The organism is Escherichia sp. HH41S (assembly GCF_009820115.1).
GTDB lineage: Bacteria > Pseudomonadota > Gammaproteobacteria > Enterobacterales > Enterobacteriaceae > Escherichia > Escherichia coli_F.
The window spans coordinates 300,896-327,233 of the sequence record NZ_VNXE01000119.1 but is presented as its reverse complement, the minus strand read 5'-3'; the positions used below and the strand labels follow the sequence as shown (position 1 = coordinate 327,233).

Sequence of the window (26,338 nt, the reverse complement as noted above, 5' to 3'; positions counted from 1 at the left end):
ATGCACGTCACACTGGTTGAAATTAACGTTCATGAAGACAAGGTTGACGAGTTTATCGAAGTTTTTCGCCAGAACCACCTGGGCTCGGTACAGGAAGAAGGCAATTTGCGCTTCGATGTCTTACAGGACCCGGAAGTGAATTCGCGCTTTTATATCTACGAAGCCTATAAAGATGAAGACGCAGTGGCATTCCATAAAACCACGCCCCACTACAAAACCTGTGTCAAGAAACTGGAATCTTTAATGACCGGGCCGCGTAAAAAACGTGTGTTCAATGGGGTGATGCCGTGAGGCGAATTTATCAGTTTTATCTACAATTGGGGTAACGCACTGACGGGAGTAAATAAATGTCTGACTGGAACCCCTCTTTATATCTGCACTTTGCCGCTGAACGATCGCGTCCGGCGGTGGAGCTGCTTGCCAGAGTGCCGCTGGAGAATATCGAATACGTTGCCGATCTTGGCTGTGGCCCAGGTAACAGCACCGCCCTGCTGCATCAACGTTGGCCTGCGGCCAGGATAACAGGCATCGACTCGTCTCCGGCGATGATTGCTGAAGCGCGCAGTGCTTTGCCAGACTGCCAGTTCGTGGAAGCAGACATCCGCAACTGGCAACTGGAACAGGCACTCGATCTGATTTTTGCTAATGCCTCACTGCAATGGCTGCCTGACCACTACGAATTGTTCCCTCATCTGGTTTCTTTACTTAATTCGCAGGGTGTGTTGGCAGTACAGATGCCAGATAACTGGCTAGAGCCAACCCATGTGCTCATGCGCGAAGTCGCCTGGGAACAAAATTATCCGGATCGCGGGCGTGAGCCGCTGGCTGGCGTTCATGCTTACTACGATATTTTGAGCGAAGCCGGATGTGAGGTCGATATCTGGCGAACCACCTACTATCACCAGATGCCGTCGCACCAGGCGATTATCGATTGGGTGACCGCCACTGGATTACGTCCGTGGTTACAGGATCTGACCGAGAGCGAACAGCAGCATTTTCTTACGCGCTACCATCAGATGCTGGAAGAGCAGTATCCACTGCAAGAGAACGGAGAGATACTGCTGGCATTTCCGCGTCTGTTTATTGTTGCCCGGCGTACGGAGTAAATATTACGTCAGCTGGTAATGACGATCGGGAAGAATTTTTGCTGGAATTTCTGCTTCATCGTTCATCTGTAACAGGTCAATTTCAATAGCGTTGCAGATGGCATCCAGCGGTAAATCATTGTTTTCAGTACCGAACGGATCTTCCAGCTCTTCCGCCAGACAATCCAGCGAAATAAAAGTGTAGGAAATCAGCACAGAGATAAAAGGCGTCATGTAATGCAGATCCACAACCAGCGCGAACGGCAGCATGATACAAAACAGATAAACGGTACGATGCAAAATCAGGGTGTAGGCAAAGGGAATTGGCGTGTAGGCAATGCGCTCGCAGCCTGCCAGAACCGCTGAAATATCGTTAAGCCGATCGTTGAGGCTAATAAACAGGATATCTGAAAGCTGTCCATTGCGTCGCTGAACCGCCAACCACTCCCCCATTATCAACAAAATACGGTTAGCTGGAGTGTTTGAAGCCAGTACACGCTGAAGATCTTCAGTCTTGAGATAATGTGCCAGCACTTCCGCCTGTGGTTGTTTGCGTAATGTCATGCGTAAACAGTGGGCGAAGGCGATTTGCAGCCGTGCAAACTCCCTTACACTTGCCGAATCCGGCAATGTCGTTTTTACCTCACGCAGTAACGACCGAGAGGCAATCATCAACTGCCCCCAAAGTTTTCGCGCTTCAACGTAACGGGCGTACCCGGCATTATTACGAAAACCAAGAAAAATGGCGATGGCGACACCGAGAATGCTGAACGGTGCGAGGGTGAATTTGATTCCCAAATGCGTGTACCAGGGCAGCATGAAAATAACAGCGATAGAAAAGAGAAAATTGAGTAGTAAGCGCGAGGATATCTTGGATAATACTGAACCGTGCCAGACAAAAATACGGCGCAGCCAGTGTTGTTGTGGACGAACGATCATGGTTATCTTCAGGCGTGGAAAAGTCGCCCTATTAAACGTGATTACGATCACATTCTCAAGACACTACTTACAAATTACCTACAAGCTTACAACATTAACAGGTGCTGCATGTGGCACCTGTTAATGATAAAGGCACATAGGATGTTGTAACTAATATAGTGAAATAAGAAACCCGGTCGAAACCGGGTTCAGAGTATTAGCACAACGGACGTACAGCTTCGCGCATTCCTTTTTCGAGAATCGCATCCAGGTCATTAGCAACCTGCTCGACCAGACCAGGCACTTGCGTCAGGTCCTGCTCCCAATGGTCTTTTTCTGCCAACACTATAGCAACCAGTTCCTGGGTACCGATAACACCGTCACGATGCTGGCTCCAGAGTTGCTGATAACGTTCCAGCCAGTGCGCATCGTCCTGTACCGGATATGTTTCTCCATTACGCTCACCGCGATAGAACGCAATCAATGCCGCTAATGCGAAAGTAAGGCGCGCCGGAAGTGTGCCGTTTGCCTTCTGCCCTGCCAGCAGCTGCGGCAGGATACGGGTGCGGAACTTGGTCATACCGTTAAGCGCGATAGACAGCAGCTGATGCTTGATGTACGGATTACGGAAACGTCCGGTGACTGCACTGGCGAAAGATTCCAGTTCATCACGAGGCAAATCCAGTACCGGAATAATCTCTTCGTAGATGGCTTTTTCAACGAATGCACAAATTTCAGCATCGTTCATCGCTTCACCTACAGTATCCAGCCCTGCCTGGAACGCCACCGGCACCAGCGCCGTGTGTGCACCGTTGAGGATTGCCACTTTGCGCTCTTTATACGGTTTAATATCGTCAACAATCAGCACGTTGAGCGGATATTTGTCCAGACGCAGCTCAGTCGCTAAGGATTTCGGCCCCTGAATCACAAACAGGTAAAAGTGTTCAGCGGTGTCGAGGAAACCATCGTGATAACCCAGTTCTTCTTCCAGTTTAGCCACTTCATCACGCGGATAACCGGTAACGATACGGTCCACCAGCGTAGAACAGAAGCTGTTAGCCTGATCCAGCCATTGAATAAATGCTTCTGGTAGTGCCCACTCTTGCGCGTAGCGCAGCACCAGTTCACGCAGTGCATCGCCGTTATAATCGATCAGTTCACATGGGATGATGATCCAACCTTTATCCTGCGCTCCGTTGAAATGGCTAAAACGTTCGAACAGCAGACGGGTCAGTTTTGCCGGATAACTTACCGCTGGCGCGTCATCGAATTTATCGCCCGCATGGTAGCTGATACCCGCTTCGGTGGTGTTAGAGAAAACAAAGCGCATTTCCGGGTTGTGCGCCAGTTTCAGGAATTCATCGTATTCACTGTAGACGCTGATTTCACGATTAACCGAGCGAATCAGACGCGCGTCGCTGACCGCTTCACCCTTCTCGTTCAGGCCACGGATAATAGTGGTGTAAAGACCATCCTGCGTGCTCAATGACGGCGGGAATGAAGTTTCAATCGGACGAACAACGACCACGCCAGAATTCAGATCGGTGTGCTCATTCAGGAGATCGATTTGCCAGTCAACAAAGGCGCGCAGGAAGTTACCTTCACCAAACTGAATGATACGTTCTGGATACTGTGCACCGGGAAAATCGCGACGATTTAGTGTTTTCACAATGGGTTCCCTTCTGATTAGTCATACAACCCGTTTGAATTGGTACGACAGGTTAGCAAACTTTAATACGCCGAACCCCTGTTTTGATCAACTCCTGATGATTAATGAGCAGTTTTATGAGAAAAGTGTGGCGCGGATCATGGTTTAATCGAGGAACTACGCCTTTTATTCGCTCAATAAAGTGGTAGAACACATTCCGTTAAAATCGCTCTGCATGAATAAAGATGTCAGACAACTTCCTCACCGTAACGCATAGTGCTGGTACGGTTGCGCCCATCTTTCTTCGAGCGATACAGACATGTATCGGCTTCGACCATCAATTTATTAAAGTCATCGGTCAGCGTTCGGTACGATGCGCAACCACTACCGACGCCGATACTTACCGTGAGATAAAGCGTTTTTTGTTGCCAGGTGAACGGTTGCAGTTCAACGCCTTTACGGATTTTTTCCGCCATTAGCAGACCATCGACAGGATTCACCGATGGCACTGCAACAGCAAATTCTTCGCCGCCCATTCGCGCCACCAGCCCCTTATCACCGACAATCTTTTGAATATGCTGGGCAAACACGCTTAACACTTTATCGCCACATTCATGTCCATAGTTATCGTTAATGCTTTTGAAATAGTCGATATCAAGCAGCATGACAGTCAGATGTTGTGTCTGTTTAAGCGATGGACTTTTCAGCGCCTCGTAAAGACCGGACCGTGAGTAAACCTGAGTCAGAAAATCAAAGTCGGCTCGCAGCGCAACTTGCTTCATTAGCGAATTGATCGCTGCCACGCTAAAAGAAACCATAATTGGGCATATCGCCATCGTGGCAATACCGAGACGTGCGGAGAACATTTGCGGAATGGAGAACGGCGAACCGACCGAGATATCAATCACCGAATTTGCCACCAGTACGATTTCCACCGCACCGGTGACAAAGGTCAACAGACATGTTACCTGCGGCGTATAGCGCACTGCACACCAGATTAATGCAGGCAGCGGGAACGCCAGACTCCCCGCTCCGCCAATGACTACCGAGGCAACAACCGACACAATAAGCGCGATAGCGGGCATCATCTGTTCTGCTTTAAAGCGCGGCAGCACTCCAGGAATTGCCAACGTCAGCATACAAGGCACGATCAACACGCCCGTTGAGAATTGCTCACTGAACCAGTCGGCAAGCAAAGGCCAGAAATCCAGACTATCAATACTGACCGAACCAATCGCCCCGACAATAGCGCATAATAATGCGGCAATCAGACAGTAATTAAATAGCCGTAAGGCACTTACTGGCTCGTACTTATTTTTCCCCAGACGCTTATCCCGCGCGACCAGTAAGGCGACGGTAACAATAAACATCATATTGGAGAAATTGATAGCCAGTGAAACCAGCCCCCATTCGGTGGTTATGGCATCATAAACCAGCATTGCCACATAACTGATCGCATAGTAATGCAGTCGATTAAGCCAGACATAGCGGGCAAACACCCCCGCCATTACGCCATTCAGCGGCCAGAAAAGAGAAAGTTCGTGAACCAGCCGTAATTCTGCACCAATAAAATAGAACAGCGTGGTTAGCACAAAAATAGCGATGCTATTACGTAGCAGATGACCTTCCTGGAACAAACGGAAAGTTGAAATGGGCTGTACATGCATTAATTATCTGTCCATACAATTGCGGGTGGCAATTATCTCAACGTAATAAGTAAATTCTCATAAAGGATAGCATGTTCGCTGACAGCGGCGGCAAATAAAGATATCCTGGGAATGCTATTTTATCGTTTTCCGCAATTATCATGGCTGATTCATCTGTATAACCAACCAGTGATAGATTACCGACACGATATAACGTTGTTGTTCCCCGCTTAACGAAACACCCTGCGGAATGTTATGCCACTTAGCCAGACAACCGCGACAACAGGTTGCAGTGGCGTGCTGAGCGATAAACACCGGATGCCCGCGCATGGGGGTTTGCTTACCGTCGTTAGCCGGTAATGCCGGAGCAAGACGTTTAGAGACAAAATCCGCCGCATGTTGTTCGATGACTGGCGCGCCTTTCTCCAGACAATACTGACGCTCTTTCACACCCAAACGAAAGCGAGAGCGAAATTTTGAACGGGATAAACGCGCGAAGAGTGGATCGAGAGACTGCATTAATAAACCGAACGCCCTAATTGTTTCGTCAATTGTTCAAGGACAGCAATGCCCGCAAGCGAGTTACCGGCATCATCCAGTTCCGGACTCCAGACAGCGATGGCCATTTCATGCGGAACAATCGCCACAATACCGCCGCCGACGCCAGATTTCGCTGGTAGTCCCACCCGCCAGGCAAACTCCCCCGCGTTCTGGTACATACCACTGGTCGCCATCAGTGCGTTAATTTGCCGCGCCTGCATTGGCGTCACCACAGGTTCATCAATATGAATAGCTTTCCCCTGATTAGCCAGAAAGACAAACGTCCGGGCCAGCTCTATACAGCTCATTTTCAGAGCGCAGTAATGAAAGTAGTTTTGCAGAACGGTTGTCACGTCATGATGGAAATTGCCAAACGACTTCATCAGCCAGGCGATAGCCGCATTTCGCGCGGAGTGTTCAAATTCGGAACGCGCTACCACCGTATCGTAGGAAATATCAGACACACCGCTTAAGCCGCGCACGACTTCCAGCATACGTTGCCGAGGAGCGCTTAATCGCCCTTGCAACATATCGCAGACCACCAGCGCACCGGCATTAATAAACGGATTACGCGGAATACCCTGCTCCATTTCCAGTTGCACTAAAGAATTGAACGGTGATCCAGACGGATCTTTGCCGACGCGTTGCCAGATTTCCTCTTCGGAGTAATGACGCATGGCGACAACGAGACTCAGCACTTTGGAAATAGACTGAATGGAAAAACGTTCTTGTGCGTCTCCGGCCTGAAAAAGCTGTCCGTCAACGGTACAGATAGCAATGCCCAGCCGGGAACCATCAACCGTCGCCAGCGCCGGAATATAATCCGCGACTTTACCCTGACCAATGAGCGGCCGCACTTGCCGCAAGATGTTTTCTAAAATTGCATTATCCATGGCGACTGCCACTTTCTACTCCTGGACCGCAGGTCTGAAAAGACCTGCGAGTATATCAGAGCTGAATATGTAGCGTCAGATCCGGTCTTTCCACACCGTCTGGATATTACAGAATTCGTGTAAGCCGAAATGGGAAAGCTCACGACCAAAGCCACTCTTCTTCACGCCACCAAAGGCGACTCGCGCGTCGCTGGCACAGTAACCATTGATAAACACCCCACCGCATTCCAGACGTGCCGCCATCTGTCTGGCCTGTGTTTCGTCGGTGGTGAAAATGGTCGCTGAAAGGCCGAACTCGCTATCATTAGCCAGTTCCAACGCATGTTCTGCATCCTTTGCAATAGTGATTGCCGCAACGGGGCCAAACATCTCTTCCCGAAACGCAGTCATTTCTGGTGTGACATTCGACAGAACCGTTGGCGGATAGTAGTTACCTGCCCCAGCCAGCTTTTCCCCGCCCAGTAACAAACGTGCACCTTGAGCCAGAGTTTTTTCTACCTGATGATGTAGCTCATCACGCAAATCAAAGCGAGCCATGGGTCCGAGATCGTTCTCTTCATCACGTGGATCGCCCATTTTCAAGGCTGCCGCAGCTGCCACAAAACGTTCGGTAAATGCCGAAGCAATTCCCTCTTCGATGATAAAGCGTTTTGCCGCCGCACAAACCTGTCCGGTATTCTGATAACGTCCGGCTACCGCCGCTTTCACCGCAAGTTCCAGATCGGCATCGTTAAGCACAATAAACGGATCCGAACCGCCCAGTTCCAGTACACATTTTTTCAGTGCCGCTCCAGCCTGTGCGCCAATAGCTGCTCCCGCACGAACACTTCCGGTCACTGTGACAGCAGCAATGCGCGAGTCTTTAATCATCTGACTGACACCGTCATTGTCGGCATTCAGCCATCCATATACGCCTTGTGGGATACCGGCATCTTTAAACACCTGGGCAATGAGCTGTGCACAGCCCATCACATTCGGCGCATGCTTAAGTAAGTAACCGTTACCTGCAAGAATGATAGGCACCGCGCCACGCATCACCTGCCATAACGGAAAATTCCACGGCATAATCGCCAGAATCGTCCCCAACGGTCGATACTCAATAACCGCCTGCTGATTTTCCACCAGCGTAGATTCTGCTTTCAGCATTGCTGGACCATGTTCTGCATACCAGTCACACAAATTCGCCGATTTCGCCACTTCAGCACGCGCCTGGTTGATCGGTTTGCCCATTTCACGGGTGATCATTTGCGCCATTTCTTCGCTACGGGCGCGCAGAGCCTTACCGATATCACGCAGTTTTTCAGCACGATAATCTATATTTGTCTCGCGCCAGTCGCGAAAGCCTGCTGCCGCCAGCTGAAGTGCGTTTTCTATATCGTCAGCGCCAGCCCACGGCAGCACAGAAAGTTGTTCACCAGTGGCAGGATTTATCGAAATTGCATGGGTTGCCGGAGTAATGGTCATCGGGGTATCTCCTTTATGGGTTATGGTAAAAAGATACGCAGATTTACTCTTGCTTGAAAATGAATAATATTAAGCCACTTATTCACGAATTGAGAATGCCATGGATCTGACCCAACTGGAGATGTTCAACGCGGTTGCCGAAGCTGGCAGCATTACCCAGGCTGCAGCAAAAGTGCATCGCGTGCCGTCGAATCTCACTACCCGTCTACGCCAGCTGGAAACAGAACTGGGGGTTGATCTGTTTATTCGCGAGAATCAGCGTTTACGTCTCTCGCCTGCCGGGCATAACTTTTTACGCTATAGCCAACACATTCTCGCGTTAGTGGATGAAGCGCGGAATGTTGTCGCTGGCGATGAGCCGCAAGGTTTATTTTCTCTTGGTTCGCTGGAAAGCACCGCAGCAGTGCGCATTCCGCCCACGCTGGCGGAGTTTAACCGTCGTTATCCCAAAATTCAGTTTTCGCTTTCCACCGGTCCTTCCGGCACCATGCTGGAAGGGGTGCTGGAGGGAAAACTGAATGCGGCATTTATTGATGGGCCCATTAACCATACTGCCATTGACGGAATACCGGTCTACCGCGAGGAGTTGATGATTGTCACGCCGCAAGGACATGCACCAGTAACCCGCGCCAGTCAGGTTAATGGCTGTAACATTTATGCATTCCGTGCCAATTGTTCATATCGTCGCCACTTTGAAAGCTGGTTTCATGCCGACGGTGCAGCGCCGGGGACCATCCATGAAATGGAGTCGTATCACGGTATGTTAGCCTGTGTGGTTGCGGGTGCGGGCATTGCACTTATCCCACGCTCAATGCTGGAAAGTATGCCGGGGCATCACCAGGTTGAAGCGTGGCCGTTGGCTGAGCAATGGCGTTGGTTAACAACCTGGCTGGTCTGGCGTCGCGGTGCGAAAACGCGTCCTCTTGAAGCGTTTATTCAACTGCTCGATGTGCCTGACTCAGCAAAACAGTCTTCCCAATGAGCTATTTTTGATAGTTCTTGCAGCTCATATGCTCTATATAGTGATGTTCCGATGACTTATGACTATATGGGGCAAATATGGTTACGCCAGTAAGCATCAGCAATTTCATCTCACTTCCTGATGATTTTCCCGTTCGCAATATTGCACCTCAGGTAAAAGAAGTTTTGAAGGATTTTATTGATGCGCTCAGCATTATAATATGTGATGAGGAGTGGCGTACGTCTTTAAACATCAATTCAAACACCAAAAAGATATTCAATAATCTTGATAACCTATCTTATATACAGAGGACAACTTTCCGAGATAACGACACGCTATACAATGAAAAGGTTCAATTTAAACTCACTTACCCTGTTAAGAATGGAAGACATAAAGAAAACATTGAATTTCAGGTAGTAATAAATTTAAGCCCTATTTATTTAGATAATTTTCGCCACGATGGGGAAATTAATATTTATTGTGCTCCCGACCCAAAGCCTGTCACTATGGGTCGGGCCTTTCAGACCGGCGTCGAGCGTGTGCTCTTTCTGTTTCTTAATGACTTTATTGAACAATTTCCAATGATCAGCCCCGGCGTCCCCATCAAAAGGTCTCATACTCCACATATTGAACCTCTTCCTCCTGAGCATCATACCGCTGCAGATTACTTACGTCAGTTTGATTTATTCGTACTGAACTTTATCTCTCGTGGTAATTTTGTCATACTCCCCCGACTATGGAATAAGCCGCAGGTCCACAGGTGGTTCGCGAATAAAAACCCAAACTTAATCACCGCCATCTACGACATAAAGGATAGCCCATTAAAAGAGGAGTTATTACAAAACCTCATGGATTCATTAGGTTCTAACAAACAAGTACTACCTGAAGTTTGTATCTGCTTTTTATCGCTTTTATCAAACAAAGAAATACCTCACTTTCAGAGTCTATTCTTATTTTTTACAAATATGTTATTGCACTTTCAAATTTTTATGAAACCTAATGAAAATGACCTGAATGATGTGTTGATACCGGCATTATTAAGTGAAGATAAAAGTATCCATCGTATGGCACGCAAGATTTTAAAACTTTTTGTAAAAAATGAAATTCCGCCCAAAATTAGTAACGAAGAACTACTGGACAACAGGCCTCGTTCCCCTGTGAGGCCACCTTTACCATCAGCCACCAAAACGCCAGACCTTCCTGATCGTCATTAAAATGTGATGTTAACAACTCTCTGACGCGTGACAGAACAACCGTCAGAGAGATGGAAATGCGATCCAGATCACAAATGCATTGTATTCACATCATTAACCGTTTTAAGATCATTTCATTACTTTTCGCAACTCACCCGATAATCTGTTATGACAACAAACACTGTTTCCCGCAAAGTGGCGTGGCTACGGGTCGTTACGCTGGCAGTCGCCGCTTTCATCTTCAATACTACCGAATTTGTCCCTGTTGGCCTGCTTTCTGACATCGCACAAAGTTTTCACATGCAAACCGCTCAAGTCGGTATCATGTTAACCATTTATGCATGGGTAGTGGCGCTAATGTCATTGCCTTTTATGCTAATGACAAGCCAGGTTGAACGCCGTAACTTACTGATCTGCCTGTTTGTGGTGTTTATTGCCAGCCATGTACTGTCTTTTTTGTCGTGGAGCTTTACCGTTCTGGTGATCAGTCGCATTGGTGTAGCTTTTGCACATGCGATTTTCTGGTCGATTACGGCGTCTCTGGCGATCCGTATGGCTCCGGCCGGAAAGCGAGCACAGGCATTGAGTTTAATTGCCACCGGTACAGCTCTGGCGATGGTATTAGGTTTACCTCTCGGGCGTATTGTGGGGCAGTATTTCGGTTGGCGTATGACCTTCTTCGCGATCGGTATCGGGGCATTTATCACCCTTCTGTGCCTGATTAAGTTACTTCCCTTACTCCCCAGCGAGCATTCAGGGTCGTTGAAAAGCCTTCCGCTATTGTTCCGCCGCCCGGCATTAATGAGCATTTATTTGTTAACTGTGGTGGTTGTCACCGCCCATTACACGGCATACAGCTATATCGAGCCTTTTGTGCAAAACATTGCGGGATTCAGCGCTAACTTTGCCACGGCATTACTGTTATTACTCGGTGGTGCGGGCATTATTGGCAGCGTGATTTTCGGTAAACTGGGTAATCAGTATGCGTCTGCGTTGGTGAGTACGGCGATTGCGTTGTTGCTGGTGTGCCTCGCACTGCTGCTACCTGCGGCGAACAGTGAAATACACCTCGGGGTGCTGAGTATTTTCTGGGGGATCGCGATGATGATCATCGGGCTTGGTATGCAGGTTAAAGTGCTAGCGCTGGCACCAGATGCCACCGACGTCGCGATGGCGCTATTCTCGGGAATATTTAATATTGGAATCGGCGCTGGCGCGTTGGTAGGTAATCAGGTCAGTCTGCACTGGTCAATGTCGATGATTGGTTATGTGGGCGCGGTGCCTGCTTTTGCCGCGTTAATATGGTCAATCATCATTTTTCGCCGCTGGCCAGTGACACTCGAAGAACAGACGCAATAGTTGAAAGGCCCATTCGGGCCTTTTTTAATGATACGTTTTAATGATTTCCAGGATGCCGTTAATAATAAACTGCACACCCATACATACCAGCAGGAATCCCATCAGACGGGAGATCGCTTCAATTCCCCCCTTGCCCACCAGCCGCATAATTGCGCCAGAGCTGCGTAGACTTCCCCACAAAATAACCGCCACCAGGAAAAAGATCAGCGGCGGCGCAGCCATCAGTACCCAATCAGCGAAGGTTGAACTCTGACGCACAGTGGACGCCGAGCTAATAATCATCGCAATGGTTCCCGGACCGGCGGTACTAGGCATTGCCAGAGGTACAAAGGCAATATTGGCGCTGGGTTCATCTTCCAGCTCTTCCGACTTGCTTTTCGCTTCCGGTGAATCAATCGCTTTCTGTTGCGGAAAGAGCATCCGAAAACCGATAAACGCGACGATTAAGCCGCCTGCAATTCGCAGACCGGGAATCGAAATGCCAAATGTATCCATCACCAGTTGCCCGGCGTAATACGCCACCATCATGATGGCAAAGACGTACACCGAGGCCATCAACGACTGACGATTACGTTCGGCACTGTTCATGTTGCCTGCCAGACCAAGAAATAACGCGACAGTTGTTAATGGGTTAGCTAACGGCAGTAACAGCACCAGCCCCAGGCCTATTGCTTTAAACAAATCTAACATTAGTGGTTGTTATCCTGTGTATCTGGGTTATCAGCGAAAAGTATAAGGGGTAAACAACGATAAAGTGTCACTCTTTAGCTAGCCTTGAATCGCATTGACCAAAACTTGAACCGATTTAGCAAAACGTGGCATCGGTCAATTCATTCATTTGACTTATACTTGCCTGGGCAATATTATCCCCTGCAACTAATTACTTGCCAGGGCAACTAATGTGAAAAGTACCAGCGATCTGTTCAATGAAATTATTCCATTGGGTCGCTTAATCCATATGGTTAATCAGAAGAAAGATCGCCTGCTTAACGAGTATCTGTCTCCGCTGGATATTACCGCGGCACAGTTTAAGGTGCTCTGCTCTATCCGCTGCGCGTCGTGTATTACTCCGGTTGAACTGAAAAAAGTGTTGTCGGTCGACCTGGGAGCGCTGACCCGTATGCTGGATCGCCTGGTTTGTAAAGGCTGGGTGGAAAGGTTGCCGAACCCGAATGATAAGCGCGGCGTACTGGTAAAACTTACCACCAGCGGCGCGGCAATATGTGAACAATGCCATCAATTAGTTGGCCAGGACCTGCATCAAGAATTAACAAAAAACCTGACGGCGGACGAAGTGGCAACACTTGAGCATTTGCTTAAGAAAGTCCTGCCGTAAACAAAAAAAGAGGTATGACGATGTCCAGACGCAATACTGACGCTATTACCATTCATAGCATTTTGGACTGGATCGAGGATAACCTGGAATCGCCACTGTCACTGGAGAAAGTGTCAGAGCGTTCGGGTTACTCCAAATGGCACCTGCAACGGATGTTTAAAAAAGAAACCGGTCATTCACTAGGCCAATACATCCGCAGCCGTAAGATGACGGAAATCGCGCAAAAGCTGAAGGAAAGTAACGAGCCGATACTCTATCTGGCAGAACGATATGGCTTCGAGTCGCAACAAACTCTGACCCGAACCTTCAAAAATTACTTTGATGTTCCGCCACATAAATACCGGATGACCAATATGCAGGGCGAATCGCGCTTTTTACATCCATTAAATCATTACAACAGCTAGTTGATAACGTGACAACGTCACTGAGGCAATCATGAAACCACTTTTATCCGCAATGGTAACCGCGCTTATTCTCTTCTCTGCGCAGAGCTTTGCGGAACAAACCACGCAGCCGGTTGTTACTTCCTGTGGCAATGTGGTGGTTGTTCCCCCATCACCGGAACAATCACCATTTGATTTTAACCACATGAGCACAGGCAGTGATAAATCGGATGCGCTTGGCGTGCCCTATTATAATCAACACGCTATATAGTTTATTCTGGCCCCGACTTCGGGGCTTTTTAGCCTCTCACTTTCACCGCTTTACGCCACCGCATACCAAACACATTGATATACAGCCCGGTCATAATGAGCACCGCACCGAAAAATTGCAGACCCGTTAAGCGTTCATCCAGCAATAGTGCCGCACTTGCCAGTCCAACTACAGGCACCAGTAACGATAGCGGTGCAACCCGCCAGGTTTCATAGCGTCCCAGTAACGTCCCCCAGATCCCATAACCAACGATTGTCGCCACAAATGCCAGATACATCAGAGACAAGATGGTGGTCATATCGATAGTAACCAGACTGTGAATCATGGTTGCGGAACCATCGAGAATCAGCGAGGCAACAAAGAAAGGAATGATCGGGATTAATGCGCTCCAGATGACCAGCGACATCACTGCCGGACGCGTTGCGTGCGACATGATCTTTTTATTGAAGATATTGCCGCACGCCCAACTAAATGCTGCCGCCAGGGTCAACATAAAGCCGAGCATCGCTACATGCTGACCGTTAAAACTATCTTCGATTAACACCAGTACGCCAAAAATCGCTAACGCGATCCCCGCCAGTTGCTTACCGTGCAGCCGTTCGCCAAAAGTAAACGCACCGAGCACAATAGTAAAAAACGCCTGTGCCTGTAACACAAGCGAGGCCAGCCCAGCTGGCATACCAAAGTTAATGGCACAGAACAGAAAGGCAAACTGCGCAAAACTGATGGTTAATCCATACCCCAGCAGCAAATTCAGTGGTACTTTCGGTCGTGCGACAAAAAAGATGGCCGGAAAAGCGACCAGCATAAAGCGCAAACCGGCCAGCATCAGCGGTGGCATGTTATGAAGCCCCACTTTGATGACCACAAAATTTAGCCCCCATACGACCACTACCAGTAGCGCCAACACCCCATCTTTTCGCGACATTCTACCGCCTCTGAATTTCATCTTTTGTAAGCAATCAACTTAGCTGAATTTACTTTTCTTTAACAGTTGATTCGTTAGTCGCCGGTTACGACGGCATTAATGCGCAAATAAGTCGCTATACTTCGGATTTTTGCCATGCTATTTCTTTACATCTCTAAAACAAAACATAACGAAACGCACTGCCGGACAGACAAATGAACTTATCCCTACGACGCTCTACCAGCGCCCTTCTTGCCTCGTCGTTGTTATTAACCATCGGACGCGGCGCTACGCTGCCATTTATGACCATTTACTTGAGTCGCCAGTACAGCCTGAGTGTCGATCTAATCGGTTATGCGATGACAATTGCGCTCACTATTGGCGTCGTTTTTAGCCTCGGTTTTGGTATCCTGGCGGATAAGTTCGACAAGAAACGCTATATGTTACTGTCAATTACCGCCTTCGCTAGCGGTTTTATTGCCATTCCTTTAGTGAATAACGTGACGCTAGTGGTGCTCTTTTTTGCCCTTATTAACTGCGCCTACTCCGTTTTTGCTACCGTGCTGAAAGCCTGGTTTGCCGACAATCTTTCGTCCACCAGCAAAACGAAGATTTTCTCAATCAACTACACCATGTTAAACATTGGCTGGACCATCGGTCCGCCGCTCGGCACGCTGTTGGTCATGCAGAGCATCAATCTACCTTTTTGGCTGGCTGCTATCTGTTCCGCGTTTCCCATGCTTTTCATTCAAATTTGGGTAAAGCGCAGCGAGAAAATCATCGCCACGGAAACAGGCAGTGTCTGGTCGCCGAAAGTTTTATTACAAGATAAAGCACTGTTGTGGTTTACCTGCTCTGGTTTTCTGGCTTCTTTTGTTAGCGGCGCATTTGCTTCATGCATTTCACAATATGTGATGGTGATTGCTGATGGGGATTTTGCCGAAAAGGTAGTCGCGGTTGTTCTTCCGGTTAATGCTGCCATGGTAGTTACGTTGCAATATTCCGTGGGCCGCCGCCTTAACCCGGCTAACATCCGCGCGCTGATGACAGCAGGCACCCTCTGTTTCGTCATCGGTCTGGTTGGTTTTATTTTTTCCGGCAACAGCCTACTATTGTGGGGTATGTCAGCTGCGGTATTTACTGTCGGTGAAATCATTTATGCGCCGGGCGAGTATATGTTGATTGACCATATTGCGCCGGCAGGAATGAAAGCCAGCTATTTTTCCGCTCAGTCTTTAGGCTGGCTTGGTGCGGCGATTAACCCATTAGTGAGTGGCGTAGTGCTAACCAGCCTGCCGCCTTCCTCGCTGTTTATCATCTTAGCGTTGGTGATCATTGCTGCGTGGGTGCTGATGTTAAAAGGGATTCGTGCAAGACCGTGGGGGCAGCCCGCGCTTTGTTGATTTAAGTCGAACACAATAAAAATTTAATTCAGCCTTCGTTTAGGTTACCTCTGCTAATATCTTTCTCATTGAGATGAAAATTAAGGTAAGCGAGGAAACACACCACACCATAAACGGAGGCAAATAATGCTGGGTAATATGAATGTTTTTATGGCCGTACTGGGAATAATTTTATTTTCTGGTTTTCTGGCCGCGTATTTCAGCCACAAATGGGATGACTAATGAACGGAGATAATCCCTCACCTAACCGGCCCCTTGTTACAACTATGTACAAGGGGCCTGATTTTTATGACAGCGAAAAAAAAACCGCCAGTAAACCGGCGGTGAATGCTTGCATGGATAGATTTGTGTTTTGCTTTTACGCTAACAGGCATTTTCCTGCACTGATAACGGATCGTTGACACAGTAGCATCAGTTTTCTCAATGAATGTTAAACGGAGCTTAAACTCGGTTAATCACATTTTGTTCGTCAATAAACATGCAGCGATTTCTTCCGGTTTGCTTACCCTCATACATTGCCCGGTCCGCTCTTCCAATGACCACATCCAGAGGCTCTTCAGGAAATGCGCGACTCACACCTGCAGTCACGGTAATGTTGATATGCCCTTCAGAATGTGTGATGGCATGGTTATCGACTAACTGGCAAATTCTGATACCTGCACGACATGCTTCTTCATCATTAGCCGCTTTGACAATAATGATAAATTCTTCGCCACCGTAGCGATAAACCGTTTCGTAATCGCGCGTCCAACTGGCTAAGTAAGTTGCCAGGGTGCGTAATACTACATCGCCGATTAAATGCCCGTAGGTATCATTAACCAATTTAAATCGGTCAATATCCAACAACATTAAATAAAGATTCAGAGGTTCAGCGTTGCGTAACTGATGATCAAAGGATTCATCAAGAACCCGACGACCCGGCAAACCCGTCAAAACATCCATATTGCTACGGATCGTCAGCAAATAAATTTTGTAATCGGTTAATGCCGCAGTAAAAGAAAGCAACCCTTCCTGAAAAGCGTCGAAATGCGCGTCCTGCCAGTGATTTTCAACAATAGCCAGCATTAATTCCCGACCACAGTTATGCATATGTTGATGGGCAGAATCCATTAGCCGAACGTAAGGTAATTCATCGTTATCGAGTGGCCCCAGATGATCAACCCACCGACCAAACTGGCACAGTCCATACGAATGGTTATCCGTTATTTCTGGCTTACTGGCATCTCTCGCGACCACGCTGTGAAACATACTTACCAGCCACTGGTAGTGGGCATCGATAGCCTTATTGAGATTTAACAAGATGGCATCAATTTCCGTTGTCTTCTTGATCATTGCCACTCCTTTTTCACAGTTCCTTGTGCGCGCTATTCTAACGAGAGAAAAGCAAAATTACGTCAATATTTTCATAGAAATCCGAAGTTATGAGCCATCTCTGAGATAACATTGTGATTTAAAACAAAATCAGCAGATAAAAAAGTGTTTAATTCTATAAAGTAACTCTGCATTATCGCAATTAAAAGGATGACAAATAGCATAACCCAATACCCTAATGGCCCAGTAGTTCAGGCCATCAGGCTAATTTATTTTTATTTCTGCAAATGAGTGACCCGAACGACGGCCGGCGCGCTTTTCTTATCCAGACTGCCGCTAATGTTGATCATCTGGTCCGGCTGAACTTCTCGTCCATCAAAGACTGCCGCAGGAATAACAACATTAATTTCACCGCTCTTATCGCGAAAAACGTAACGGTCCTCTCCTTTGTGAGAAATCAAATTACCGCGTAGTGAAACCGAAGCGCCATCGTGCATGGTTTTTGCGAAATCAACGGTCATTTTTTTTGCATCATCGGTTCCGCGATAGCCATCTTCTATTGCATGAGGCGGTGGTGGCGCTGCATCCTGTTTTAAACCGCCCTGGTCATCTGCCAACGCATAAGGCATGACAAGAAAACTTGCTAATACAAAGGCCTGAAATTTCATACTAACTCCTTAATTGCGTATGGTTTGACTTATTAAGTCTGGTTGCTATTTTTATAATTGCCAAATAAGAATACTGCCAATTGTTATAAGGCATTTAAAATCAGCCAACTAGCTGTCAAATATTCAGAGAATTTAACTCACTAAAGTTAAGAAGATTGAAGAGTCTTAAACATATTTTCAGAATAATCGGATTTATATGTTTGAAAATTATTATATTGGACGAGCATACAGAAAAAGCAAATCACCTTTACATATAATAGCGTGGACAAAAAACAGTGAACATTAATAAAGATAAAATTGTACAACTCGCAGATACCGACACTATTGAAAACCTGACATCCGCGTTGAGTCAAAGACTTATCGCGGATCAATTACGCTTAACTACCGCCGAATCATGCACCGGCGGTAAGTTGGCTAGCGCCCTGTGTGCAGCTGAAGATACACCCAAATTTTACGGTGCAGGATTTGTTACTTTCACCGATCAGGCAAAGATGAAAATCCTCAGCGTAAGCCAGCAATCTCTTGAACGATATTCTGCGGTGAGTGAGAAAGTGGCAGCAGAAATGGCAACCGGTGCCATAGAGCGTGCGGATGCTGATGTCAGTATTGCCATTACCGGCTACGGCGGACCGGAGGGCGGTGAAGATGGTACGCCAGCGGGTACCGTCTGGTTCGCGTGGCATATTAAAGGCCAGAACTACACTGCGGTTATGCATTTTGCTGGCGACTGCGAAACGGTATTAGCTTTAGCGGTGAGGTTTGCCCTCGCCCAGCTGCTGCAATTACTGCTATAACCAGGCTGGCCTGGCGATATCTCCAGGACAGCCATTGGTGGTGTTTATACGTTCAAGCCACGATGTTGCAGCATCGGCATAATCTGAGGAGCCTTACCGCGCCATTGTCGATACAGGCGTTCCAGATCTTCGCTGTTACCTCTGGAAAGGATCGCCTCGCGAAAACGCAGCCCATTTTCACGCGTTAATCCGCCCTGCTCAACAAACCACTGGTAACCATCATCGGCCAACATTTGTGTCCACAGATAAGCGTAATAACCTGCGGCATATCCGCCACCAAAAATATGGGCGAAATAACTGCTGCGATAGCGTGGCGGTATAGCAGGAAGATCCATATTTTCCGCCACCAGCGCCCGCAATTCGAAATCATCTACCTCCTGCATTGCTTCGTTTTCTTCCAGGCAATGCCAGCGCATATCGAGAAACGCGGCGCTAAGCAGTTCGCTCATCTCATACCCTTTATTGAACAGGCTGGCATTACGCATTTTCTGTTGCAGTTCGTCAGGCATTGCTGCCCCGCTCTGATAATGCCGGGCGTAGCGAGCGAATACCTGCGGATACGTTGCCCAGTGTTCGTTGATTTGCGATGGAAATTCGACAAAATCACGCGGCGTGTTGGTACCGGAAAGCGTGGCATAACGCTGGCGGGCAAAAAGGCCGTGCAGCGTATGACCAAATTCATGGAATAAGGTTATCACATCATCCCAGAGTAACAACGCAGGTTCACCGGCAGCGGGTTTCTGATAATTGCAGACGTTATAAATTACCGGATGCGTTTCATTCAGCGTTGATTGCTCAACAAAATTGCCCATCCATGCACCGCCGCTTTTTGAATCACGGGCGAAGAAATCACCGTAAAATAACGCCAGCCCCACGCCATTATGATCAAAAATTTCCCACACACGAACGTCAGGATGGTAGACAGGAATATCAAAACGTTCGACAAACTTAATACCGAAGAGCTGATTCGCGGTCCAGAATACACCTTCATTCAACACCGTGTTTAATTCAAAATATGGCTTGAGCAGCGCCTCATCAAGATCAAATTTCTCCCGCCGTACCTGTTCGGCATAAAATGCCCAGTCCCACGGCTGCGCGCTAAACCCGCCCTGCTGCTTATCGATAACCGCCTGTATGGAGGCTAATTCATCGCTCGCACGTTGACGCGCCGCTGGAACAATTTCCCGCATAAAGTTGAGTGCTGCTTCTGGCGTTTTTGCCATCTGATCGGCGATTTTCCATGCAGCATAATGAGAGAAACCAAGCAGTTTTGCCTGCTGCGCGCGGATCTCCACAAGCCGTTGAATAATGGCACGGGTATCGTTAGCGTCATTTTTTTCTGCCCGCGTCCAGCCCGCAGTGAATAGTTTTTCACGCGTCGCGCGATCGCGCAGTTCAGCAAGCGCCGGTTGCTGGGTGGTATTCAGCAGCGGAATAAGCCATTTGTTATCCAGACCTTTCTCGCGAGCCGCCTCTGCCGCCAGCGCAATCTCCTGTTCGCTCATCCCAGCCAGTTGCGCAATATCGTCCAGAACCAGACCGCCGGATTTATTTGCCGCAAGTAACCGCTGGTTAAACTGGCTGGTCAGGGTCGCAGCTTCTGTATTAAGAACTTTTAATTTTGCTTTATCAGCTTGTGCAAGTTTGGCTCCGGCAAGGACAAAACGTTGATGAATAACCTCCACCAGGCGAATGGATTCACTATCAAGCCCCTCGGATTCACGGCGCTGCCAGACAGCATCTACTCGCGCGAATAATTCACCGTTCAGATAGATATCATTAGCCAGTTCTGCCAGTTCAGCGGAAAACTGCTCATCAAGACGCTGTAATTCATCATTGGTATGCGCCGCAGTCATCGCAAAAAAAACGCTGGTGACGCGGGTCAGCAGTTCCCCACTCTGCTCCAGTGCCAGAATAGTATTGTTGAAATCAGGTGTTTGCGGGTTGAGCGCAATGGCGGCAATTTCGGCCCGCTTTTGCTGCATTCCCTCATCAAATGCCGGTCGATAGTGATGATTGGCAATTTGATCAAAATGGGGAGCCAGATACGGCAGTGTGCTTTGCACAAGGAAAGGATTCATTGTTGTCATTTTCTTCTCCTGAACGCGAGGTGTTCCATAGCGTAGGCTTACTGATAACGGAGTGCAATCTTGCAAACCAGTATTACCCGCTCTTAAGCATCACGTGCTATGTTATTGACACACAAAAGCGTTGAGGAACAGTGAGATGATCGTTTTAGTAACTGGAGCAACGGCAGGTTTTGGTGAATGCATTACTCGTCGTTTTATTCAACAAGGGCATAAAGTTATCGCCACTGGCCGTCGCCAGGAGCGGTTGCAGGAGTTAAAAGACGAACTGGGTGATAATCTGTATATCGCCCAACTGGACGTTCGTAATCGCGCCGCTATTGAAGAGATGCTGGCATCGCTTCCTGCCGAGTGGTGCAATATTGATATCCTGGTAAACAATGCCGGTCTGGCGCTGGGCATGGAGCCTGCGCATAAAGCCAGCGTTGAAGACTGGGAAACGATGATTGATACCAACAACAAAGGCCTGGTATATATGACGCGGGCCGTCTTACCGGGTATGGTTGAACGTAATCATGGTCATATCATTAACATTGGCTCCACGGCAGGCAGCTGGCCGTATGCTGGTGGTAACGTTTATGGTGCGACGAAAGCGTTTGTTCGTCAGTTCAGCCTTAATCTACGCACAGATCTGCACGGTACGGCAGTACGTGTCACAGACATCGAACCGGGACTGGTGGGTGGCACCGAGTTTTCCAATGTCCGCTTTAAAGGTGATGACGGTAAAGCGGAAAAAACCTATCAAAATACCGTTGCATTGACGCCAGAAGATGTCAGCGAAGCCGTCTGGTGGGTGTCAACGCTACCTGCTCACGTCAATATCAATACCCTGGAAATGATGCCGGTTACCCAAAGCTATGCCGGACTGAATGTCCACCGTCAGTAATTTTTATACCCGGCGTAACTGCCGGGTTATTGCTTGTCACAAAAAAGTGGTAGACTCATGCAGTTAACTCACTCACAAGCAAGAACGAATGACCGTCGAAACGCAACTTAATCCCACACAGCCTGTCAATCAGCAGATTTATCGTATTCTTCGCCGCGACATTGTCCATTGCCTGATTGCACCAGGCACACCGTTGTCGGAAAAAGAAGTTTCTGTTCGTTTCAATGTGTCACGCCAGCCGGTTCGTGAAGCCTTTATTAAACTGGCGGAAAACGGCCTGATTCAAATTCGTCCGCAGCGTGGCAGCTACGTCAACAAAATTTCCATGGCCCAGGTGCACAACGGCAGTTTTATCCGTCAGGCCATTGAGTGCGCGGTGGCGCGTCGGGCGGCGAGCATGATTACCGAAAGCCAGTGCTACCAACTGGAACAAAATCTTCACCAGCAACGCATTGCCATTGAGCGCAAGCAACTGGATGATTTTTTTGAACTTGATGACAACTTCCATCAACTCCTGACGCAGATTGCCGACTGTCAACTGGCGTGGGATACCATTGAGAACCTGAAAGCGACCGTTGATCGCGTGCGCTATATGAGTTTCGACCACGTTTCTCCACCAGAAATGCTGTTACGCCAGCATCTTGAGATTTTCTCTGCCCTGCAAAAACGTGATGGCGATGCGGTAGAACGTGCAATGACGCAACATTTGCAGGAAATCAGCGAATCCGTGCGCCAGATCCGCCAGGAAAACAGCGACTGGTTTAGCGAAGAGTAATTCATTTCCTCTCATCCCATCCGGGGTGAGAGTTTTTCCCTCCGTCATATGGCTCATGCATGCATCAAAAAAGATGTGAGCTTGATCAAAAACAAAAAATATTTCACTCGACAGGAGTATTTATATTGCGCCCGTTACGTGGGCTTCGACTGTAAATCAGAAAGGAGAAAACACCTATGACGACCTACGATCGTAACCGTAACGCAATCACCACTGGCAGCCGTGTTATGGTTAGCGGCACCGGTCACACTGGCAAGATCCTGTCGATTGATACTGAAGGTCTGACCGCTGAGCAAATCCGCCGCGGAAAAACCGTAGTTGTTGAAGGTTGTGAAGAGAAACTGGCACCACTGGACCTGATTCGTCTCGGCATGAACTAAGCGTGTGAATGCCGCCGATGGCGGCATTGCTTTTTTTACTTCACGGAATATTTCGCCACGGTCGCTTTCGCGCCATGCGCTAATAAAGACAAGTACGCTTCCGTTACTTTTGTCGTAAACAAACTATTGCCTGGTAAATCATCACCAAAGATCGCCTTAATTGCCAGCAATGACTGGACGCGCGCTGTCCCTTCAGCACTACTTTGTACTGCCTTCTGAATAACAGGTAACAGTGGGTCACTGATTTCTATCTGATTTCCCTGTTCATCAACACCACCGACATAACGCATCCAACCCGCGACGCCCAGCGCCAGCAGATCGAACTTGCTGTCATGCGCCAGATGCCAGCGAACAGAATCCAACATCCGCTGTGGCAATTTCTGGCTGCCATCCATCGCAATCTGCCAGGTTCGATGACGTAGCGCCGGGTTGCTATAGCGTTCAATTAATCGGTTAGCGTAATCTTGCAAATCAACGCCCTGCACTTTCAGCGTCGGCGCCTGTTCCTGCAACATCAAGGCATGTGCCGCACGGCGATAATTTTCATCTTCCATGCAGTCATTAATGTGCTGATATCCCGCAAGATATCCCAGATACGCCAGGAATGAATGACTGCCGTTGAGCATGCGCAACTTCATCTCTTCATAAGGCAGCACATCACTCACCAGTTCGGCTCCCGCTTTTTCCCATTCCGGACGTCCGGCAACAAAATTATCTTCTATTACCCACTGGCGGAAAGGTTCACAGGCAACGCCAGCAGGATCGCGCACACCGGTAAGTTGTTCGATTTTCGCCAGCGTATCCTCTGTCACTGCGGGCACAATACGGTCCACCATTGTTGATGGGAAAGTCACGTTTTCTTCGATCCATTGTGCCAGTTTTACATCAACAGCTTGCGCGTAGGAAGTGACAACGTCACGCATAACATGACCGTTTTCTGGCATGTTGTCACATGACATGACGGTAAATGCGGGAAGTCCTGCCGCTTTACGGCGAGCCAGCGCCTCAACAATCACCCCTGTTGCAGTTTTCGGCTGGTGGGGATTTTGCACGTCGGCAACGACCATCGGGTGATCGAGCATTAACTGTCCGGTCGCCGGAGAGTGGAAATACCCTTTTTCGGTGATTGTCAGAGAGACAATCGCGATTTGCGGTTCACACATCGCAGCCAGCACGGTTTCTAAGCCATCTATTTGTATGTGCAAGGCTTTTTTAACGACGCCAACGACGCGAGCCGTCCACGCATCGGCCGACATTTCCGCAACGGTATAAAGATTATCTTGCTGTTGTAAATCGGCAATTTGCTGTTCGCCGCCGATTAAATTGACCTCATAATATCCCCAGTCACTGAAATGTTCCGTAGCAAGAATATCGGCATACACGCCCTGATGCGCACGGTGAAATGCACCAAAGCCTAAATGAACAATTCTTGGGGCCAGGTTATTACGATCATAAACAGGGAGTATAGCCCTGGCATTAAAAAGTTTGTTTTCCATAATAAGGCCTGTTTCTGTCAATTAAACTACAACGTATCCGTTACAAATATCGCAGTGGTTTATTTTTTCTCTTACTCTTATAGAAAGCCCGGCCACACTATCGGAAAATATAACCGGGTAATGAATAAAAATGGATTATTTCATACCTAGCAATGCCGGAAGCCACAACGAGAGTCCTGGTATGTAAGAAACCATAAACAGCAAAATGATATTTCCTGTAATAAACGGAATTACCGCTTTACTGATCTCTCCTAAAGAAACACGGGCAATTCCCTGCGAAACGAAGAGGCACACGCCAACAGGTGGTGTCGTCAGGCCTATAACAAGATTCATTACCATCATTACGGCAAAATGGATTGGGTCCATGCCGATGGCTGTTGCAACTGAGAGTAATGGCGTAAAGAGAATCAATAGTGCTGCGATGGTTTCCATAAACATCCCTACCAACAACAACAGCAGGTTAATCATCAGAATCAGCAGATACTTGTTGTTCGTAATAGATAACATGCCATCGGCAATTTGCTGCGGGATCCCCTCAGATGTCAGGATCCAGGCAAAAACATTGGCGAAACCAACCAGCATCAAAATGCCAGCCGTACCGCTGATGCTTTCCATCATACATCCCATGAATTTGTTCACGGTCAAGTCACCATAGACAAAAAAGCCCACGATCAACGAAAACACAACAGCAAATACAGATGCTTCAGTCGGAGTAAATAGACCCGTAACCAAACCGCCGATAATCATGACCGGCATTAGAATTGCCCAGATCGCCCCACGCGTAGCATGTAGCCGTTGACGAAATGTGGCCCTCTCACCTTTTGGATAACCCCGTTTATGCGCCAGGTACCATGCGATACTGGCCATGGTTAAGCCCATCATTAAACCAGGAACTGCCCCAGCGATAAATAGTTTGCCCACGGACAAACCGGTTAATGTACCAACAATGATCATTGGTACGCTGGGAGGAATAATTGGACCGACTGTCGATGCTACTGCAGTGATTGCACCAGAAAATGGTGCATCATAACCACTGCGTTTCATTGCGGGTATCATTACTGAACCAATGCTGGCTGCTTCGGAAACTGCCGTGCCGGAAATACCTGCAAAGATCATTGAACCGCTAACGTTGGCCATTGCTAAACCGCCACGAATGTGACCCAGCCATGCGTTACTGAAAGATACAATTCGGTCAGTAATGCCGCCGCCGTTCATTAATCCTCCCGCCAGCAAAAAACCCGGGATACAAAGCAATACAAAAGAGTCCATACCACTAAAGAACTGATTCGCCATAATGGCGAGTCCCATATCAGTGACCAGTAGATAGAATATTGACGATAATGCAAGGGAGAAAATAACCGGAACTCCCAGCATAAGTGAAACAAAGAATATCACAAACAGACCAATAGTCGGATTCATGCGCTGTTCTCACATTAGATAATTCTATTTCCGCCTTGCGGCGTAAAATCCCGAATCAAATTAAACAAAGTAAAAAGCGATATATTTCCAGTGATGATAATCACCGCGGATGTCACCCATGCCTGTGAAATAGGCAGTGTAGTAGCCATACGCCACATTGTGCTTTCTACATATTCTACGGAATTGATCATTAGAGTAATTGAGCAGGTAAGAATAACTAAATCAATAAGTAGCACCAGATATTTTTTCAAACCAGATGGCAGCATACTTACTACCAAATCAACGTTCACTAATTCACGTTTACCTGTTGCCAGTGCACAACCAAATGCGACGACGTAAACCAGCAGAAAGCGAGCGACTTCCTCTGTCCATGCTGGAGAACTTATTGGTAATGGACGAGATATAACCTGTAGCAATACTACACCAATGAGCGCAACCAATAAAACCGTGCCAATAGTTAAATAAATTTTTTCTATATATCCATATAACTTATTAAACATATTTCCCCCTCAGTA

General features: G+C 47.9%; 28 protein-coding genes and 1 pseudogene. 15 read left to right on the top strand and 14 right to left on the bottom strand.

The features are described from left to right. Window positions 1-291: a (4S)-4-hydroxy-5-phosphonooxypentane-2,3-dione isomerase gene (gene lsrG / locus FQZ95_RS23565; protein ID WP_032303049.1), complete on the top strand. Its 291-nt coding sequence runs from the start codon at window positions 1-3 to the stop codon at window positions 289-291. 56 nt (window positions 292-347) lie between these two features. Continuing rightward, window positions 348-1,106 (top strand): trans-aconitate 2-methyltransferase, encoded by a 759-nt coding sequence (tam, locus tag FQZ95_RS23560; RefSeq protein WP_088541885.1) that lies wholly within the window; start codon window positions 348-350, stop codon window positions 1,104-1,106. A 3-nt stretch (window positions 1,107-1,109) separates the two neighbouring features. On the opposite strand, the gene FQZ95_RS23555 is transcribed toward tam, so the two are convergent. The 6 genes from FQZ95_RS23555 to sad form a co-directional block, all read right to left on the bottom strand. Beyond that, window positions 1,110-2,024: a bestrophin family protein gene (locus tag FQZ95_RS23555; protein WP_039021838.1), complete on the bottom strand. Its 915-nt coding sequence runs from the start codon at window positions 2,022-2,024 to the stop codon at window positions 1,110-1,112. Between the two features lie 196 nt (window positions 2,025-2,220). Further along, window positions 2,221-3,672, bottom strand: a complete 1,452-nt coding sequence (uxaB, locus tag FQZ95_RS23550; protein WP_032184260.1) for a tagaturonate reductase — start codon at window positions 3,670-3,672, stop codon at window positions 2,221-2,223. Window positions 3,673-3,899: 227 nt separating this feature from the next. Continuing rightward, on the bottom strand, window positions 3,900-5,318 hold the full coding sequence (locus tag FQZ95_RS23545; protein ID WP_123057639.1) for a sensor domain-containing diguanylate cyclase: 1,419 nt from the start codon (window positions 5,316-5,318) through the stop codon (window positions 3,900-3,902). Window positions 5,319-5,456: 138 nt separating this feature from the next. Next, window positions 5,457-5,816, bottom strand: coding sequence for a DUF4186 domain-containing protein (locus FQZ95_RS23540; protein WP_001191039.1), 360 nt, complete (start codon window positions 5,814-5,816; stop codon window positions 5,457-5,459). Beyond that, window positions 5,816-6,742 (bottom strand): glutaminase B, encoded by a 927-nt coding sequence (gene glsB, locus FQZ95_RS23535; protein WP_000257402.1) that lies wholly within the window; start codon window positions 6,740-6,742, stop codon window positions 5,816-5,818. Before glsB ends, FQZ95_RS23540 begins: the two co-directional genes overlap by 1 nt. Window positions 6,743-6,805: 63 nt before the next feature. After that, window positions 6,806-8,194, bottom strand: coding sequence for a succinate-semialdehyde dehydrogenase (gene sad, locus FQZ95_RS23530; RefSeq protein WP_160530762.1), 1,389 nt, complete (start codon window positions 8,192-8,194; stop codon window positions 6,806-6,808). A gap of 100 nt (window positions 8,195-8,294) precedes the next feature. Here sad and ptrR point away from each other — a divergent pair, with 100 nt between their 5' ends. From ptrR to ydeA, 3 genes are all read left to right on the top strand, one after another. After that, the gene (ptrR, locus tag FQZ95_RS23525; RefSeq protein ID WP_105278480.1) at window positions 8,295-9,176 is read left to right on the top strand and encodes a putrescine utilization regulator PtrR; all 882 of its coding nucleotides are present in this window, start codon (window positions 8,295-8,297) and stop codon (window positions 9,174-9,176) included. A gap of 77 nt (window positions 9,177-9,253) precedes the next feature. Further along, window positions 9,254-10,369: a putative protein YneK gene (yneK, locus tag FQZ95_RS23520; RefSeq protein ID WP_000258549.1), complete on the top strand. Its 1,116-nt coding sequence runs from the start codon at window positions 9,254-9,256 to the stop codon at window positions 10,367-10,369. 147 nt (window positions 10,370-10,516) lie between these two features. Continuing rightward, on the top strand, window positions 10,517-11,707 hold the full coding sequence (gene ydeA / locus FQZ95_RS23515) for an L-arabinose MFS transporter (RefSeq protein ID WP_160530760.1): 1,191 nt from the start codon (window positions 10,517-10,519) through the stop codon (window positions 11,705-11,707). Window positions 11,708-11,731: 24 nt separating this feature from the next. On the opposite strand, the gene marC is transcribed toward ydeA, so the two are convergent. Continuing rightward, complete coding sequence (gene marC, locus FQZ95_RS23510; protein ID WP_160530758.1) at window positions 11,732-12,397, bottom strand: NAAT family transporter MarC; 666 nt, start codon at window positions 12,395-12,397, stop codon at window positions 11,732-11,734. A gap of 211 nt (window positions 12,398-12,608) precedes the next feature. On the opposite strand from marC, the gene marR reads away from it, so the two are divergent. From marR to marB, 3 genes are read left to right on the top strand one after another with little or no spacing between them, the layout of a single operon-like run. Next, window positions 12,609-13,043 (top strand): multiple antibiotic resistance transcriptional regulator MarR, encoded by a 435-nt coding sequence (gene marR / locus FQZ95_RS23505; RefSeq protein WP_000843424.1) that lies wholly within the window; start codon window positions 12,609-12,611, stop codon window positions 13,041-13,043. Window positions 13,044-13,063: 20 nt separating this feature from the next. Beyond that, a complete protein-coding gene (marA, locus tag FQZ95_RS23500) occupies window positions 13,064-13,447 on the top strand; it encodes an MDR efflux pump AcrAB transcriptional activator MarA (RefSeq protein WP_000091199.1) in 384 nt (127 codons plus the stop codon). 31 nt (window positions 13,448-13,478) lie between these two features. Next, complete coding sequence (marB, locus tag FQZ95_RS23495; protein WP_000803539.1) at window positions 13,479-13,697, top strand: multiple antibiotic resistance protein MarB; 219 nt, start codon at window positions 13,479-13,481, stop codon at window positions 13,695-13,697. A 28-nt stretch (window positions 13,698-13,725) separates the two neighbouring features. Here the strand turns inward: marB and eamA are convergent, their stop codons facing one another. Beyond that, a complete protein-coding gene (gene eamA, locus FQZ95_RS23490; protein ID WP_088541880.1) occupies window positions 13,726-14,625 on the bottom strand; it encodes an O-acetylserine/cysteine exporter in 900 nt (299 codons plus the stop codon). Window positions 14,626-14,819: 194 nt separating this feature from the next. Between eamA and ydeE the strand changes: the two genes are divergently transcribed. The 3 genes and pseudogenes from ydeE (at window position 14,820) to FQZ95_RS26615 (ending at window position 16,334) form a co-directional block, all read left to right on the top strand. Next, entirely contained in the window at window positions 14,820-16,007 is a 1,188-nt protein-coding gene (gene ydeE, locus FQZ95_RS23485) for an efflux MFS transporter YdeE (RefSeq protein WP_032184271.1), read from the top strand. A gap of 126 nt (window positions 16,008-16,133) precedes the next feature. Next, on the top strand, window positions 16,134-16,229 hold the full coding sequence (gene mgtS, locus FQZ95_RS23480; RefSeq protein WP_000901367.1) for a protein MgtS: 96 nt from the start codon (window positions 16,134-16,136) through the stop codon (window positions 16,227-16,229). Next, window positions 16,229-16,334, top strand: a pseudogene (locus tag FQZ95_RS26615) (hypothetical protein). Before mgtS ends, FQZ95_RS26615 begins: the two are co-directional and overlap by 1 nt. 114 nt (window positions 16,335-16,448) lie before the next feature. On the opposite strand, the gene dgcZ reads toward FQZ95_RS26615, so the two are convergent. Beyond that, complete coding sequence (gene dgcZ, locus FQZ95_RS23475) at window positions 16,449-17,339, bottom strand: diguanylate cyclase DgcZ (RefSeq protein WP_160530756.1); 891 nt, start codon at window positions 17,337-17,339, stop codon at window positions 16,449-16,451. 254 nt (window positions 17,340-17,593) lie between these two features. Next, window positions 17,594-17,986, bottom strand: coding sequence for a YdeI family stress tolerance OB fold protein (ydeI, locus tag FQZ95_RS23470; RefSeq protein WP_160530754.1), 393 nt, complete (start codon window positions 17,984-17,986; stop codon window positions 17,594-17,596). Window positions 17,987-18,261: 275 nt separating this feature from the next. Here ydeI and FQZ95_RS23465 point away from each other — a divergent pair, with 275 nt between their 5' ends. After that, entirely contained in the window at window positions 18,262-18,780 is a 519-nt protein-coding gene (locus FQZ95_RS23465; RefSeq protein ID WP_001024558.1) for a 2-oxo-tetronate isomerase, read from the top strand. A gap of 44 nt (window positions 18,781-18,824) precedes the next feature. On the opposite strand, the gene dcp is transcribed toward FQZ95_RS23465, so the two are convergent. Continuing rightward, window positions 18,825-20,870, bottom strand: coding sequence for a peptidyl-dipeptidase Dcp (gene dcp / locus FQZ95_RS23460; RefSeq protein WP_160530752.1), 2,046 nt, complete (start codon window positions 20,868-20,870; stop codon window positions 18,825-18,827). A 136-nt stretch (window positions 20,871-21,006) separates the two neighbouring features. On the opposite strand from dcp, the gene ydfG reads away from it, so the two are divergent. The 3 genes from ydfG (at window position 21,007) to ydfZ (ending at window position 22,908) form a co-directional block, all read left to right on the top strand. Continuing rightward, window positions 21,007-21,753 (top strand): bifunctional NADP-dependent 3-hydroxy acid dehydrogenase/3-hydroxypropionate dehydrogenase YdfG, encoded by a 747-nt coding sequence (ydfG, locus tag FQZ95_RS23455; RefSeq protein ID WP_000636571.1) that lies wholly within the window; start codon window positions 21,007-21,009, stop codon window positions 21,751-21,753. Window positions 21,754-21,841: 88 nt separating this feature from the next. Beyond that, window positions 21,842-22,528 (top strand): DNA-binding transcriptional regulator rspR, encoded by a 687-nt coding sequence (gene rspR, locus FQZ95_RS23450; RefSeq protein ID WP_000215540.1) that lies wholly within the window; start codon window positions 21,842-21,844, stop codon window positions 22,526-22,528. Between the two features lie 176 nt (window positions 22,529-22,704). After that, window positions 22,705-22,908, top strand: coding sequence for a putative selenium delivery protein YdfZ (ydfZ, locus tag FQZ95_RS23445; RefSeq protein ID WP_000214712.1), 204 nt, complete (start codon window positions 22,705-22,707; stop codon window positions 22,906-22,908). A gap of 35 nt (window positions 22,909-22,943) precedes the next feature. On the opposite strand, the gene FQZ95_RS23440 is transcribed toward ydfZ, so the two are convergent. The 3 genes from FQZ95_RS23440 to FQZ95_RS23430 all read right to left on the bottom strand — a co-directional run bounded on the left by FQZ95_RS23440 (window position 22,944) and on the right by FQZ95_RS23430 (window position 26,323). Next, on the bottom strand, window positions 22,944-24,404 hold the full coding sequence (locus FQZ95_RS23440) for a mannitol dehydrogenase family protein (RefSeq protein WP_032184276.1): 1,461 nt from the start codon (window positions 24,402-24,404) through the stop codon (window positions 22,944-22,946). A gap of 135 nt (window positions 24,405-24,539) precedes the next feature. Beyond that, window positions 24,540-25,823, bottom strand: a complete 1,284-nt coding sequence (locus tag FQZ95_RS23435; protein WP_032184277.1) for a TRAP transporter large permease — start codon at window positions 25,821-25,823, stop codon at window positions 24,540-24,542. A 14-nt stretch (window positions 25,824-25,837) separates the two neighbouring features. After that, on the bottom strand, window positions 25,838-26,323 hold the full coding sequence (locus FQZ95_RS23430) for a TRAP transporter small permease (protein ID WP_032184278.1): 486 nt from the start codon (window positions 26,321-26,323) through the stop codon (window positions 25,838-25,840). Window positions 26,324-26,338 lie beyond the last annotated feature (15 nt).